This window comes from Microbispora sp. NPDC046933, from assembly GCF_040644635.1.
In the GTDB taxonomy this organism is placed as follows: Bacteria; Actinomycetota; Actinomycetes; order Streptosporangiales; family Streptosporangiaceae; genus Microbispora.
This window is the reverse complement of sequence record NZ_JBEYWW010000031.1, coordinates 76,429-89,204: the sequence shown is the minus strand read 5'-3', so window position 1 is coordinate 89,204 and position 12,776 is coordinate 76,429. Positions and strand designations below refer to the sequence as shown.

At 68.6% G+C, this 12,776-nt stretch carries 14 protein-coding genes and 1 tRNA gene; 2 read left to right on the top strand and 13 right to left on the bottom strand.

Annotation, left to right across the window (positions count from 1 at the left end; all coding sequences use genetic code 11):
- Position 1: 1 nt before the first annotated feature.
- The 12 genes from ABZ857_RS33310 to ABZ857_RS33255 all read right to left on the bottom strand — a co-directional run bounded on the left by ABZ857_RS33310 (position 2) and on the right by ABZ857_RS33255 (position 10,830).
- Complete coding sequence (locus tag ABZ857_RS33310; protein ID WP_357051096.1) at positions 2-703, bottom strand: VOC family protein; 702 nt, start codon at positions 701-703, stop codon at positions 2-4.
- A gap of 2 nt (positions 704-705) precedes the next feature.
- A complete protein-coding gene (locus tag ABZ857_RS33305) occupies positions 706-873 on the bottom strand; it encodes a hypothetical protein (RefSeq protein WP_357051093.1) in 168 nt (55 codons plus the stop codon).
- Positions 874-1,330: 457 nt separating this feature from the next.
- The gene (locus tag ABZ857_RS33300; RefSeq protein WP_357051091.1) at positions 1,331-2,248 is read right to left on the bottom strand and encodes an ISAs1 family transposase; all 918 of its coding nucleotides are present in this window, start codon (positions 2,246-2,248) and stop codon (positions 1,331-1,333) included.
- 129 nt (positions 2,249-2,377) lie between these two features.
- Positions 2,378-3,052 (bottom strand): hypothetical protein, encoded by a 675-nt coding sequence (locus ABZ857_RS33295; RefSeq protein ID WP_357051088.1) that lies wholly within the window; start codon positions 3,050-3,052, stop codon positions 2,378-2,380.
- A 75-nt stretch (positions 3,053-3,127) separates the two neighbouring features.
- Complete coding sequence (locus ABZ857_RS33290; protein ID WP_357051085.1) at positions 3,128-3,895, bottom strand: GntR family transcriptional regulator; 768 nt, start codon at positions 3,893-3,895, stop codon at positions 3,128-3,130.
- Positions 3,896-3,987: 92 nt separating this feature from the next.
- Complete coding sequence (gene deoC / locus ABZ857_RS33285; RefSeq protein WP_357051082.1) at positions 3,988-4,695, bottom strand: deoxyribose-phosphate aldolase; 708 nt, start codon at positions 4,693-4,695, stop codon at positions 3,988-3,990.
- Positions 4,696-4,737: 42 nt separating this feature from the next.
- Complete coding sequence (rbsD, locus tag ABZ857_RS33280) at positions 4,738-5,193, bottom strand: D-ribose pyranase (RefSeq protein ID WP_357051079.1); 456 nt, start codon at positions 5,191-5,193, stop codon at positions 4,738-4,740.
- On the bottom strand, positions 5,190-6,734 hold the full coding sequence (locus tag ABZ857_RS33275; protein WP_357051076.1) for a sugar ABC transporter ATP-binding protein: 1,545 nt from the start codon (positions 6,732-6,734) through the stop codon (positions 5,190-5,192). The genes rbsD and ABZ857_RS33275 overlap by 4 nt, the downstream gene beginning before the upstream one ends.
- 4 nt (positions 6,735-6,738) lie before the next feature.
- The gene (locus tag ABZ857_RS33270; protein WP_357051073.1) at positions 6,739-7,758 is read right to left on the bottom strand and encodes a substrate-binding domain-containing protein; all 1,020 of its coding nucleotides are present in this window, start codon (positions 7,756-7,758) and stop codon (positions 6,739-6,741) included.
- A gap of 59 nt (positions 7,759-7,817) precedes the next feature.
- Positions 7,818-8,840, bottom strand: coding sequence for an ABC transporter permease (locus ABZ857_RS33265; protein ID WP_357051070.1), 1,023 nt, complete (start codon positions 8,838-8,840; stop codon positions 7,818-7,820).
- A gap of 14 nt (positions 8,841-8,854) precedes the next feature.
- Entirely contained in the window at positions 8,855-9,766 is a 912-nt protein-coding gene (locus ABZ857_RS33260) for a ribokinase (protein ID WP_357051067.1), read from the bottom strand.
- A 989-nt stretch (positions 9,767-10,755) separates the two neighbouring features.
- Positions 10,756-10,830 (bottom strand) — tRNA-Arg (locus tag ABZ857_RS33255).
- A 129-nt stretch (positions 10,831-10,959) separates the two neighbouring features.
- Between ABZ857_RS33255 and ABZ857_RS33250 the strand changes: the two genes are divergently transcribed.
- Together ABZ857_RS33250 and ABZ857_RS33245 are read left to right on the top strand one after the other, a co-directional pair.
- Complete coding sequence (locus ABZ857_RS33250) at positions 10,960-11,349, top strand: response regulator (RefSeq protein ID WP_357051064.1); 390 nt, start codon at positions 10,960-10,962, stop codon at positions 11,347-11,349.
- Between the two features lie 74 nt (positions 11,350-11,423).
- Positions 11,424-12,044, top strand: a complete 621-nt coding sequence (locus ABZ857_RS33245; protein ID WP_357051061.1) for a LysE family translocator — start codon at positions 11,424-11,426, stop codon at positions 12,042-12,044.
- On the opposite strand, the gene ABZ857_RS33240 is transcribed toward ABZ857_RS33245, so the two are convergent.
- Entirely contained in the window at positions 12,045-12,752 is a 708-nt protein-coding gene (locus ABZ857_RS33240) for an alpha/beta hydrolase (protein ID WP_357051058.1), read from the bottom strand.
- Positions 12,753-12,776: the final 24 nt, after the last annotated feature.

The following is a 12,776-nucleotide window of genomic DNA, read 5'->3' as shown; positions in this document are numbered from 1 at the left end:
GTCAGGCGGGAGCGAGGACGCAGAACTCGTTGCCCTCCGGGTCGGCGAGGACGATCCACGGGACGTCGCCCTGCCCGACGTCGGCGAGCGTCGCGCCGAGGGTCCGCAGCCGGGCCACCTCCGCCGCTTGATCGTCACCGCGGTACGGCAGCAGGTCGAGATGGACGCGGTTCCACACGGTCACGTCGGGCGTGCGGAGGAACTCGAGATACGGCCCGACACCCTTGGCTGAGCGCAGCCGCGCGTGATCGTCGGTCACCTCGTGCAGGGTCCAGTCGATCGCCTCGCCCCAGAACCGGGCCATGGCCCGGGGGTCGGCGCAGTCGACCACCACCGCGGCGATCGGCCCGGTGTCCCGGTAGATCTCCCGAGGCTCCAGCACGCAGAACACGTTGCCCTCCGGGTCGGCCAGGACCGTCCACGGGACGTCGCCCTGGCCCACATCGGCGGGCGTCGCACCGAGCTCCTTCAGACGCGCGACCAGTTCCGCCTGATGGGCCGCAGAGGTGGTGGCGAGATCGAGGTGCACGCGGTACTTCACCGTCCCGGGGTCCGGGACGGTGACCACACAGACGCAGACGGCGACGGGGGCGCTGAAAACACCCCAACCAAGCGCCTCCGCCCAGAACCGGCCGAGCGCCGAGCTATCCCGACCTTTGATCCGCCCGGCTGGGCCGAACTCGTAGTACTGGTACTCACTCATCGTCAGGGACACCCGTACCGGTAAGCCTCGATCCACTCGGAGCCCTCGGGCGGCGGATTCGGCAGCGGAAGATCGAGGAGGCCGATCGCCTGCCGGTGCCGTCCCCGCACACAGATCGCAACGAGGCCCCTCCCCACGCGCAACTCGACCTTCTCGACGGTGACTTCCACACCCAGGACGGTCGTCCGGACAGATTGTCCTCGATCATGACGTGGAATCCGGAGAGCCGCTCGTCGCCGTCATAGGCGTCCGCGGTGGCCTGCTCGACCAGCACGTCCAACTGCGCCGCACTCAACTTCGCCACAGCGCCAAGCGTAACCTCCGGCGGCCATCTCGATGATCACGCGCAGCTGACCGCATCCGTCACCCGTAGTGCGCGACACGGCGACGACCGCGACCCCCAGGCGTTCCTACTCCGCTGGGACGGCAGGGCCTTTCGTCCACAGCCAACCTCTCCGGACACGAAAGCCTCTGTCGTAATGACAACCGACCGGGGCGGCTGTAGCCGGAGGATCATCCACATAGGCCGTGTGGCCGGCGTCTGCCGCCAAGATCGCCGCGTTCATCCTTCGCGCCAGACCCGGCGGCAGGAGCTTGTCCAGGTCCGCAGCAGGGCTGAAGGAGTTCTCACATTGTGAGACCGAGGGCGATGAGCGGGTTGCGGAAGTCGTCGCGGGCCCAGCGGGTGCCTTCGGCGATGTTGGTGTGGTTGAGCAGGCGTAACGCGCCGATCGCGTGGCTGCGCATGACGGCGAGGATGGACGGGGCTGAGGCGGTGCGGACACGGCAGCGGTCCTCGCCGAGCGTCACGTCCCGGACGTAATGATCTCTGTTTTCGATCGACCATTCGCCTCTGACCAGTTCGGCCAGGCGTCGTGGGCCGGTCAGTTCCGCGGTCAGGTTGGTGACGCCCAGCACCGCGACCGCCGACAGCGGCTTCCAGCCCAGGTCGTAGACGTGGCGTTCGAGCAGGAAGACCTGCTTGACGTGCGGGAAGCGGGTTCCGGCCGGGGCGGGCATGACCTGGATGGTACGGATCTCGGTGCGGCCGTAACCGCGGTCGTAGGTGACCCAGTCGATCGGCACGTTCTTCCAGGCCAGGGCATCGAGTTGGTCGAACAGGCCCGGCTGGTTGCCGCCGACGGGAAAGACGTAGAACGCCTCGCGCCGGTGCAGGTAGCGGGCGTGCTCGCGCTGGGTGTGCAGCCTGTCCGCGCTGATCACGACGTTGTTCAGGCAGTCGATCTGGTCCAGTAGCGGGATGAAGGCGGTGATCTCGTTGCTCTTGGTGCCGACGTCGAGGGTGGAGACAATGAGGGCATCGTCGGCCAGGTGCGCGCCAAGCCGGTGCTGGGCGGGCTTGCCGCCGGTGGCGGTGCCACGCTGGGTCTTGCCGTCGACGGTCATCGGGATCAACTCATCAGGGTCGTCGTACAGCTCCCGCAGTTGAGCGGCCCGGTGCGCGGCGTAGGCAGCGTCCACGCCGGCGGCGTTGACCTGCGCGATGGTGCGGCACACGGTGTCGGGATGCGGGGCTGTGAACAACCCGGTCCGCCGGTCCCGGCGGGCCCCGAGGTGGGCCAGGACCTCCTGGGGTGCGCGGGCGATCCAGTGCCTGATCGCCCGCGTAGGAGACCGCGCCGGACACGATCGCCGCCTGGACCAGCGCCAGCATCACCACCAGGGGATGCCGGCGCCCGCGCCGATCACGAGAGTCGGGGATCTGCGCCCAGACCTGGCGAAGATCGGCCATGTCCACGATCTCCTCACCGCAGGATGAGCGCCCACGGTGTGCCGGAGCGCGGTCGTGGCCGAAAGATCGCCTTCGTCGTGGGACGCTGGCGCCGCGTTCGGTCGGACGGGGATCGCCACGGGCCCGATGAGCGCGAGAACGCGACAGAGGTGAGAGGAGACGGCGAACGCCAGCGAACGCAGGGCTCGCCAGAGCGCGCGTTCGCCCACCGACAGCCAGAAGGCGACCAACGCGCCCGCCGCCGCGTGCGCGGCGAACATCGCCAGGACAGACATCCCGTCGTGTGCGGGGATCGCGCCGTGCGCGACGGCCATCGGGCCCGTGTGCCCCGGCATCATGGCGTGCGCGCCGACGCTGGATGTTCCGTCCGCCGGGGTCGTCCAGGTGAACCACACGTGCAGGTAGAGCTGGACCGTCTCCACAGCCGCCAGAAGCCAGCGGGCCGACCACTCACGACCAGCCAGGCGGTAGCCGATCAACGTCACCAGGCCCAGGGCCATGCCGACCGACCATGCCGGCACCAGCCGTGGGGCCATCAGATCATGACCTGCTTGGGACAGGCCAACGCACACCAGGGCGAAAACCCCGGTGCGCATCAGCCGAAACCATCCAGGCGGGTGCCGCACGCGTCTGCCGCCGCAGCGGTCCCATGTGGCGGACCCGTACGTAGGTCAGCGACGGGAGAGCAGCGAGGTGACCCGCATTCGTTCGCTATGGATCCACACGTCGGAGTACTCGATCGGCCGACCGTCGTCGAGGTAGGTGATCTGCTCCAGGTACAGCAGCGGGAATTGCTCCGGCACCTCGAGCGCCGCCGCGATTCGTCCAGCGGCGGCAGTCGCGCCGAAGGTACGTCGCCCAGTACTGATCTTCAGCCCGTACTCGTTCTCTAACAGGCCGAACAGGGAACGGTCGGCCAGGTCGACCCGGTCCAGGCCGGGAGCCAGATCGATACGTACGTAGTTGACCAGCCAGGCCACCGGGCCGGAGGAGGTGGCGCGGAGCCGCTCCAAGCGGAGCACTGACTGGCCGGGACGCAGGTCGAGCAGGGCAGCCACCGGCGAGGGTGCGGCCATGATCTCGTGGGTGACCACCTGGGTGGTCATGGAGACCCCCTGCCGGGCGAAGTCCTCGGACAGGGTGGTCAGCTTCTGCGCGATCGAGGGCTCGATGGTGGTGGAGGTGACGAAGGTGCCACGCCCCCGGACCTGCACCAGTAGGCCGTCCCGGATCAGGGTCGACAGCGCTCGACGCAGGGTACCCCGGGAGATGCCAAGCTCGGCCGCCAGTTCCGGCTCGCTGCGTAGCCGATAGTGCGGCGGCCACTCGGCGGACAGGATCCGCGCCCGGATCTGCTCCGACACCTGCGCGTGCAGGGGCATCGGCGCGTCACGGTCGAGGTGCTCGGACGCACCGGACGGGCCCAACTGGTCGGACATGTCACCTTCCATGGGGGACTCCGCCGCCCCTCGACCCACGGCTGCCGATCACAGCCGCTGCCTGTCGCTCGGGTCGAGGGGCGGACGGATGATCAATAGCTCGTAGTCTGTCCGTCTGTCGTGTCCGTGACAATAGCCACCCCGGCGCTGGTGCCAAGCAGCACCGCCCCGGCCCGCAGCAGGGACACGGCCTGATCGAAGGACTTGATCGAGCCGGAGGCCTTGACCTTCACGCCCTCCGGTGCCCGGGCCACCAGATAAGCGATACTCTCCGGGTTCGCCACCTCGATTGCACCGCTGCTGGCGTTCTTCAGGATCGCCGCACCGGCCTCGATCGACAGTTCGACGGCCGTCTCCCGCTCGGCTGGGGTGAGCAGCGGCAACTCGAGCATCACCTTGATCGGCACGCCGGACGCCCGGACCACCCCGGCGATGTCGTCGCGGAACGCGTCGTATCGGCCGCTCTTGAGCCAGCCGATCTGTACGCCGATGTCGATCTGCGTGGCACCGGCCCGGACCAGGCTCTCAGCTTCGGCGGCCTTGCCAGCACTGGTGGTCACTCCGACGGTGGGGAAATCCAGCGCGGAGGCGACCTCGACGCCGGTGCCGCGCAGTACCTCGGCGACTTCTGGGACCCAGGAGCCCGGCACCATCGCGGCGTTGAAGCCGTATCGGACGGCTTCCTCGGCGTGGGCTACGATCCGGTCCCGGGTCACTCCGGTCTCAATCAGGGTGTGTTGGATGTAGGGGGCCAGCGCCGCAGGAGTGGCCGCGGCGTCGGTCTGAGTGGCAGTGCTCACGTTCTATCTCCAATTGGGTACGTCGTGGGGGCGATGACGCCGCTACATCCGGTCCTGGTAGTAGTCGGGCACGATGACGCCGGGCTCGTCGAACCATCGAGGGACGTCCACGCCGCAGATCAGCCCCACGTTGCCCCACGGGTTGAACGCCCCGGTTCGCACGATCACCTTGGCCTGGTGGGCCAGCTCGCCGAGCATCTCGGCGTGCTGCCGGGTGGTCAGCGGTACGCCGGGGAAGCGCTGCCCCAGCCAATCCGCGAGGGGCTTGTTGTGAGTGGTGACGTCCTCGGCGACCACGAGGCCCTCGACGATGATCTCGTCGGCGACGAGGTCCAGCACGGTGGTGAGCCTGGGCAGATCCTCGGTGATGGCCAGGTCGATGCGGTGGGCGGTGCGCGGGATGGGGAAGCCTGCGTCGACCACGAGCAGCAGATCGGTGTGGCCGAGGGTGGCCAGCGCCCCGGACAATTCGGCGTTGAGCACGCCCCTGCGTTTCATGCCTTCTCCTTCATAGTGTGAGCGCCGGTGGCCAGGGCCATCACCCTCTCCTCGGTGGCCTCCGCCGCAGGGATGACGCCGACCAGGACGCCGGCGGCCATGACGGCAATTCGGTCGCTGACGGTCAGCAGTTCGGGCAGGTCCGACGAAGAGACGACGAGCGCTACGCCCTTGTCGGCCAAATTGCGGAACAGTCGGTAGATCTCCGCCTTGGCGCCGACGTCGACGCCCCGGGTGGGCTCGTCCAGCAGCATCAGCCGGGGCTCGATGGACAGCCATCGGGCCAGCAGCGCTTTCTGCTGGTTGCCGCCGGAGAGCTGCGTGATGCCCTGGGCGGTCGTCGAGGTCTTCACCCGCAGTTCCTGAGCCCGGGCGTCCGCGTCTCGACGCAGGGCCCGCCGCTGCAGCAGGCCGAACCGCTGCCGACGATTCAGGGCCAGGATGTTGACGTTGTCGGCGACGCTCATCGTCGGCAGGATCCCCTGCTGCCGGCGCTCACCCGGCAGGTATGCCACCCGGGCGGCGATGGCGTCGCGCGGTGACTTCGCGGTGAACGCCTTCCCGTCCAGTGAGAGCTCACCGCCGGTCACCGGATCGGCGCCGAAGATGCCGCGCAACAGCTCGATCCGGCCGCTGTCGGGCAGCCCGGCCAGGCCGACCACTTCGCCCGGGGCGACTTCCAGGTCGACATCTGTGAAACCGGTGCCGGAGATGCCCCGGACTCGTAGGCGGGGGGCGGCCGTGGCGACGGGTGCGGGGGTGTCATGCCGGCTGAAGTCGGCGGCGAGTTCCCGGCCCACCATCGCGGCGACGACCTGGTCGGGGGTGACTTCCGCAGTGGGCCAGTGCCCGACGTGCCGACCGTCGCGCAGGACATGGACGTGCTGGGAGAGGGCGAACACCTCGGGCATCCGATGCGAGACGTAGAGCATGGTCACCCCGTCGGTCTGCAGCGACCGAATCACCTCAAACAGTCGCTCCGACTCCGATGGGGAAAGGATCGAGGTCGGCTCGTCGAGGATCACCACTCGCGCCTCGCGGGCCAGGGACCGGGCGATGATCACTAGCTGTTGGGAGGCGGCGTCCAGGTGGCGGATGCTGCGTCGGGGGTCGACCCCCAGACCGAGCCGGTCCAGCAACTCCGCTGCCCGCTCGTTCATCCGACCGCGGTCGGGGAAGGGGCGGGATCCCGGTTCGACGCCGAGCATGATGTTTTCGGCGACGGTCCGGTCCTGGGCGAGAGCCAGCTCCTGGGGCACCAAGGCGACCCGATGCCGACTGAGCAGGGTGGCCGGATCGTACCGGCGGACCGGCTCACCGTTTACTCGCACAGTGCCGGAAGTGGGGGTGTCCAGCCCGGCCAGGATCTTCATGAGTGTCGACTTGCCGGCGCCGTTCTCACCCATCACGGCGGTGAGGCTGCCCGCAGGGACGCTCAGGTTCACGTCCTGCAGCGCGCGGACGGCTCCGAAGTGCTTCGACAGACCTGTCACCTCGACGGCGGCCGCCGTCGAGGCGGCATTCGTGGCCGGGCTGGTCATCGGCTCAGCCCTCCACTGGCACGGAGGCCACGTTGTCAGGGGTGACCACAAGTGCGCCCGTGTCCACGTCCTTGATCTCGGTGCCGTTCTTGAGGAAGTCGGCGAGAAGCTTGACCGCCTGATAGCCCTGCTCGGCCGGGCCCTGGCTGATGGTGAGGTCGACCACGCCGCTCTTGAGGTACTCCACCGTCTGCGGCTGAACGTCAAAACCGACGGCGTGAATCTTGCCCGCCTTACCGGACTGCTGAAGCCACTTGGCCCCGGCGGTGAAGCTGCAGCAGTCGAGGGAGACGAGCGCGATCGCATCGCTCTGTGCCGCCATCGTGGACTCGATGGTGTTGTAGGCCGCGCTGGGCTCGTTACCGGTGTTGATCGGACCGACGACTTGCAGGCCGGAGTCCTTCAGCCCTTCCTGGAAGCCAGAAAAGCGGTCGTTGGACCAGCCGGCACCGGAGTCGACGGAGACCACGACGACCTTGCCGGTCTTACCCTTGAGCACGCCGAGCAACTCCTTCGCGAGGGACTTGCCGGAGGACACGAGGTCTTGGCCGACGAAGCCCATCTGCTTGGACTCGGGGTTGTTGGTGTTGAACGAGATGATCGGGATGCCGGCGTCGTACGCCTGGGCGATGACGGGCTTGAGGGCGTCGTTGCTGGCCGAGGAGACGGCCAGGCCATCGATCTGCTTCTGGTTGATCAGAGTCTGCAGCTCGGCGACCTGGTCGGCGGGGTTGCCGCCGGACGGCCCGATCATCTGCGCGTCGACGCCGAACTCCTTGGCGCCACGCTCCATGCCCTCTCGGATCGGGACGGCGAAGGCCAGCGATGGGTCGTGGTAGCTCAGCTTGATCTTGAGTGGCTTGCCCTGCTTGACGTCTTCCTTGATGTAGTCGGCGAGCTTGAAGCCGCCGTTCTCGGCGGAGGCGGTGCTGGCCGGGGTGACCGCGCCGCAGGCGGCGTTCGCCAGCAGCGCCAGGCTGAGGGTCACGGCGACCGCGACCCGACGCCCGAGGGAGAACTTCATTTCGGGTGGCTCCTTACGGTGTGGGGGGACGGGTAGTCCGGGGCGCGTGCAGGTGAAGGTCACCGACGTCCGGAACGTCTGCGAAGCCAGGTGTCGGCGGCTACGGCGAGGATGATCACAGTGCCGGTAGCCACCGTCTGCCAGAAGGAGGAGATGCCGCGCAGGTTGAGGATGTTCTGCAGGACGCCGATGAACGCGACGCCGATGACGGTGCCAAGCATGGTGCCGGAGCCGCCGAACAGGGCCGCGCCGCCGATGATCACTGCGGAGATCGCGGTGAGCTCCATGCCGGAACCGGTGACCCCCTGCACGTAGGAGAGGAAGGACAGACCGAGCACGCCGGCCAGACCGGCGAGGGTGCCGGAGAGCATGAAAGCGGTGACCTTCACGCGGCCGGTGTTGATGCCGCACAGCCGCGCGGCCTCGGCGCTGCCGCCGACGGCATAGGTGTTGAAGCCGTAGCGGGACTTTGAGAGGACGATCGTGCCGAGGACGGCGACGACGGCGAAGATGACGAGCTGCATCGGCAGGACGCCGAAGAGCTTGCCCTGACCGAGCAGGTTGAACTCGGCGATGTCAGGGTCGTTGGCGGACAGGGAGATCGGCGACCCGCCGCTGAGCAGCAGCGTGACGCCCCGATAGACACTCAGCGTGCCGAGAGTGACGATGAAGGACGGGATTCTGAATCCCACGGTCATCAGGCCATTGATCAGGCCTGCGACCGTTCCGGCGGCGATCCCGGCAAGAGCGGCCAGCGGCCAGGCGACATCCGAAGTCATAAGGAGACCGCAGACGACGGCTCCGAGGCCGTAAATGGAGCCGACGGACAGATCGATCTCAGCGTTGATGATGACGAAGGTGACGCCGATCGCCATGATGCCGATCTGCGCGATCTGCTGGCCGACGGTGAGGAAGTTGCTGGTCCCTACGAAGCCCGGAGCGAGCAGAGTGCCCAGCAGGAAGAGCACGACCAGGGCGAGGAAGGTGCTGGACTCCCGGGCGTGCAGGAACCGCTGGAGGGGCGAGGGGTTGCTGGGGGCCGCGACCCCGGACTTCACCGGAGGCGCCGCCTGAGTGGTCATCTGGGCCATCTCTCTCATCTCTTCAACAGGGTCGCGACATCGTCCAGGCGGGGCAGGGCGGGTATGACCTCGGCGATGCCGACGCTGTGGGCGCCGGCCGCGGCGGCGAACCGAACCGCCTCGGTGAGGTCGTCGCCCCGGACTAGGGCGACCGCGAGCGCCCCGGTGAAGGCGTCGCCTGCACCGGTGGTGTCGACCACGCGGGGCACGGTGACCGGCGCGACCCGGGTGCGCTGCCCACCTGAGTCCACCAGTGCGCCCTGGGCGCCGAGGGTGAGCACGACTGTTCCGGCGTAACGGGTCCGGAGCAGGTCGACGAGCTCATCGCCGCTGGCTGTGCTGTCCGGGTCTCGACCGGTGAGCACCCGAGCTTCGCTGGCATTGGGGGTCAGCACATCGATCCACGCCCACGCCTCGTCGGGCAGGGCCACGGCCGGGGCGGGATTGAGCAGCGTGCGGACCCCGTGCTCGTGCGCGGTCCGCAGGGCCGCGAGCGCGACCGGCAGGGGAATCTCGAGGCTGACCATGGCGAGGTCTGCCGCAGCGATTCGGTCGGCGAACCCTTCGACGTCTGCCAGAGTCAGCTCGTCCAGTGCTCCGGGTGCGATCGCGATCCGGTTCTCCCCCTCGTCGTCGACGAGGATGATGCCGACCATGGTGGCGGCGCCGGCGGTGCGGACCCGACTCGCGTCGACCCCTTCCTCGGCCCATAGCCGGCGGGCGGCAGCGCCGAACTGGTCCGGCCCGACCGCGGTCAGGAAGCTGACCTCCGCACCGAGGCGGGCCGCGGCCACTGCCTGGTTAGAGCCCTTGCCTCCGTGCCCAGAGGTGAACTGGCCGCCCAAGAGGGTCTCCCCCGCGACGGGCATCCGGGGCACCTGCATGGTGAGCCCGGCACCGTAGCTGCCGACCACTGCAATCTTCATCCTGGCCTCTTGTTCATGGACAACCATGTACAAACTTGGCGGTGACGCTACCGACGGCGTGTCGTAGGTGTCAATAGTCAGGAGGGTTCCCCTGGCACATCCCCTTGCCCAGGAAGGCGATCCGATCCTTGGCCCACGACCAGCGAGCGCTGATGAGAACGGGCGGGACTCCGTAAGACTGGAGGCCCGCCCGTTCCTGTGCTGTTGGGCTGGTCAGCGGCTTGATCCGCTGGTCAAGGTCTGGTGCCCCCCGCGAGGGTCCCAACAGAAGGGAAACAAGAGGCACCCCTTCTAACCAGGCAATTCGCACTCGTCCACGATTGAGGTGGTCCACCCCCTCCCGAAGCGACGAGTCCGTACCGTCCGAGTCGCAGCGGAGAGGTGAAGACAATGCCTGATATCGCCCAACTGCTGGATCCGGCGAACGTCGACGGGGCAGTGTGCTTCTCGTTGCGCAGATCGCCGCGGTTGGTCCGCTCGCATGTGCAAGCCATCTGGCTGGGCGCTTGTTCTATGTAGCGGCCCCCTAAATGCGCTCAAGAGTTCCGCGAACGTCTCGAACCGCAGCTCATCCTGGAGGCGCAACCATCGCGGCAGGACCACGCGGAAGAGTTACTCGACCGGCTCCCCCTCCTGACCGCCAACCTCGCCGAAGCTCCTGAGGAACTCCAGCGCGAGCTGTTCGAGGTCTTTCACCTGGAGGTCCGCTACGACGCCCGCGCGAACACCGCCCTGATCAGGGTCACGCTGGACGGCGACACGATCAGTGACATCGTCAGCCTGAGCGAGAGGATAGTAAGCAACCCGTCACCCTCAGGCAGGCCTCAAGCATCCATGATCGAATCCGACACCAGCTCGGGTGATCGCGAGCATGCCTGCCCGCCTATGGCCTCAACCTCCGATGGCAGCCCGGCAAACCATCTCATAGGACGCAAAAACGGGCACCCTTCGCCCCGAGATGGGGTGGATGCCCGTAGCGCAGAGCTGCTTGGTGCCCCCTGCAGGATTCGAACCTGCGCACCCGGCTCCGGAGGCCGGTGCTCTATCCCCTGAGCTAAGGGGGCTCAACCGCTGATAAGGCTACCAGCACTTGAAGGCCGCTCGTGACATCATTACGGGCCGCCGGAGGGTGGGGGCATGTGGATCAGCGAAAACCGCGCGCTCACCCCGTCTCATTGGCTAGCTTTGCCGCCGTGGGCGAGCTTCTGGGACGCGTGCTGGTCGTGGATGACGACGAGGTCATCCGGCAGCTCATAGCGGTCAACCTGACCCTGGAGGGGTTCGAGGTCGAGACCGCGTACGACGGGCAGGACTGCTTGGACCGCGTCCATGACGTGGATCCCGATGTGATCACGCTCGACGTGATGATGCCGCGTCTGGACGGCTGGGAGACGGCCACCCGGCTGCGGGAGGACCCGAGCACCCGGCACATCAAGGTCATGCTCATCACCGCCCGGGCCCAGGAGGACGACCGCAGGCGGGGGTACGACATCGGCGTCGACGCCTATCTCACCAAGCCGTTCGACCCGGCCGAGCTGATCCAGATCGTACGGGACCTCGCCAAGGGTCCCGGGGCGCTCTGAGCCGCATTGGTCCACGGACACGGGCACCGATTGGCCCGGGTGTGCGGGCCGCCACGCTTCTAGCCTCGGCAAGTGTGATCGACACCTCGACGTTCCTGGTGTACACGGCCGCCTCGACGGCCGTGGTGGCCGTGCCCGGCCCCAACCATCTCTACATCGCCGCCCGGGGTGTGGCCCAGGGCCGCCGTGCCGGGGTCGCCTCGGCCCTCGGTGTGGAGACGGGCACGCTGCTCCACATCGCCGCGGCGGCGGCCGGCCTCTCCTATCTGCTCGCACGGTCGGCAGGGCTGTTCGCGGCGGTGAAGTGGGCCGGCGTCGCCTACCTTGCCTATCTCGGTGTCCGCGCCCTGACCGGCCGAGGCTCGGCCGGCGACGAGCCGAGGCCCCAGCCGCTGCGCCGGGTCTTCCTGGAAGGCGTCGTGGTCAACGTGCTGAACCCCAAGACCGTGCTGTTCTTCCTGGCGTTCCTGCCACAGTTCGTGGATCCCTTCGGCGACGTGCCGGGGCAGGTCCTCCTGCTCGGGCTGGTTCTCGCCGTGATCGGGCTGGCCTCGGACCTCGTGTACGCGCTCACCGCCGGGTCGCTCGGCCGCCGCCTGCGCGCGAGCACGCTCAGGTACGCCTCGGGGGTGGTCTACCTGGCGCTCGCCCTCGTCGCCGCGCTGGGCGGAGCCGGGCGTGCGGCGCGGGGCTGATCAGGCCGGGCGGGTGGACAGGTCCTCGGCCGCCTCGTCGACGAAGCGGGCCAGCCAGGCGGGATCGGCGAGCACGGTCAGATGGCCCCGGCCCGGCACGTGCGTGAGGCTGCCGTGGGCGCAGGCCCGCAGGAACGCCTGCTCGTCGGCCCGGAAGGGATCGCGGGTGCCGTTCAGCAGCCAGACCCGCCCGGGGTAGGCCGCCAGCGAGGCGAGGGGGTCCTCCGCCGTGACCGCCGCGACGACGGATGCCACGATCTCGCTGCTCAACCCGCCCTCGATCATGGCTTCTCCGGCGGCCCCCGGCAGCATCCGGCGCAGCGCGAAGCGGCTCACCCGGTCGGCCAGCCCGGGGTTGCGGGCGGCCAGGCGTCCGGCGAGCCGGTAGGCGTGCGCCCTGGGCCGGTCCGGCCGCACCGTGCAGCCCATCGCGACCAGGCCGGCGACGAGGTCGGGGTGCCGCGCGGCGGCGGCGACGCCCACGTAGCCGCCGAGGGACAACCCCACGACGAGCGCCCGTCCGCCCAGGTCCGCGATCGCCTCCGCGACGACGTCGCAGGCCGCCTCCGTGTCGTACGGCAGGCCCCGGCGGCGGCCGTGGCCGGGCAGGTCGGGCGCGGCGGAAGGAGCCCGCAGCAGCGCCCGGACCGGGGACCACATCGTGCCGCTCAGCCGGGTGCCGTGGACGAAGACCACCGGCATGCTCATGACGCACCTCCTTAATCACAACGC

What these genes read in the sequence shown, in the direction of transcription:
- ABZ857_RS33240 (WP_357051058.1), bottom strand. Translation starts at nt 12,752, where the DNA reads ATGAGCATGCCGGTGGTCTTCGTCCACGGCACCCGGCTGAGCGGCACG.
- ABZ857_RS33310 (WP_357051096.1), bottom strand. Translation starts at nt 703, where the DNA reads ATGAGTGAGTACCAGTACTACGAGTTCGGCCCAGCCGGGCGGATCAAA.
- ABZ857_RS33265 (WP_357051070.1), bottom strand. Translation starts at nt 8,840, where the DNA reads ATGACCACTCAGGCGGCGCCTCCGGTGAAGTCCGGGGTCGCGGCCCCC.
- ABZ857_RS33290 (WP_357051085.1), bottom strand. Translation starts at nt 3,895, where the DNA reads ATGTCCGACCAGTTGGGCCCGTCCGGTGCGTCCGAGCACCTCGACCGT.
- rbsD (WP_357051079.1), bottom strand. Translation starts at nt 5,193, where the DNA reads ATGAAACGCAGGGGCGTGCTCAACGCCGAATTGTCCGGGGCGCTGGCC.
- ABZ857_RS33260 (WP_357051067.1), bottom strand. Translation starts at nt 9,766, where the DNA reads ATGAAGATTGCAGTGGTCGGCAGCTACGGTGCCGGGCTCACCATGCAG.
- ABZ857_RS33295 (WP_357051088.1), bottom strand. Translation starts at nt 3,052, where the DNA reads ATGCGCACCGGGGTTTTCGCCCTGGTGTGCGTTGGCCTGTCCCAAGCA.
- ABZ857_RS33270 (WP_357051073.1), bottom strand. Translation starts at nt 7,758, where the DNA reads ATGAAGTTCTCCCTCGGGCGTCGGGTCGCGGTCGCCGTGACCCTCAGC.
- ABZ857_RS33275 (WP_357051076.1), bottom strand. Translation starts at nt 6,734, where the DNA reads ATGACCAGCCCGGCCACGAATGCCGCCTCGACGGCGGCCGCCGTCGAG.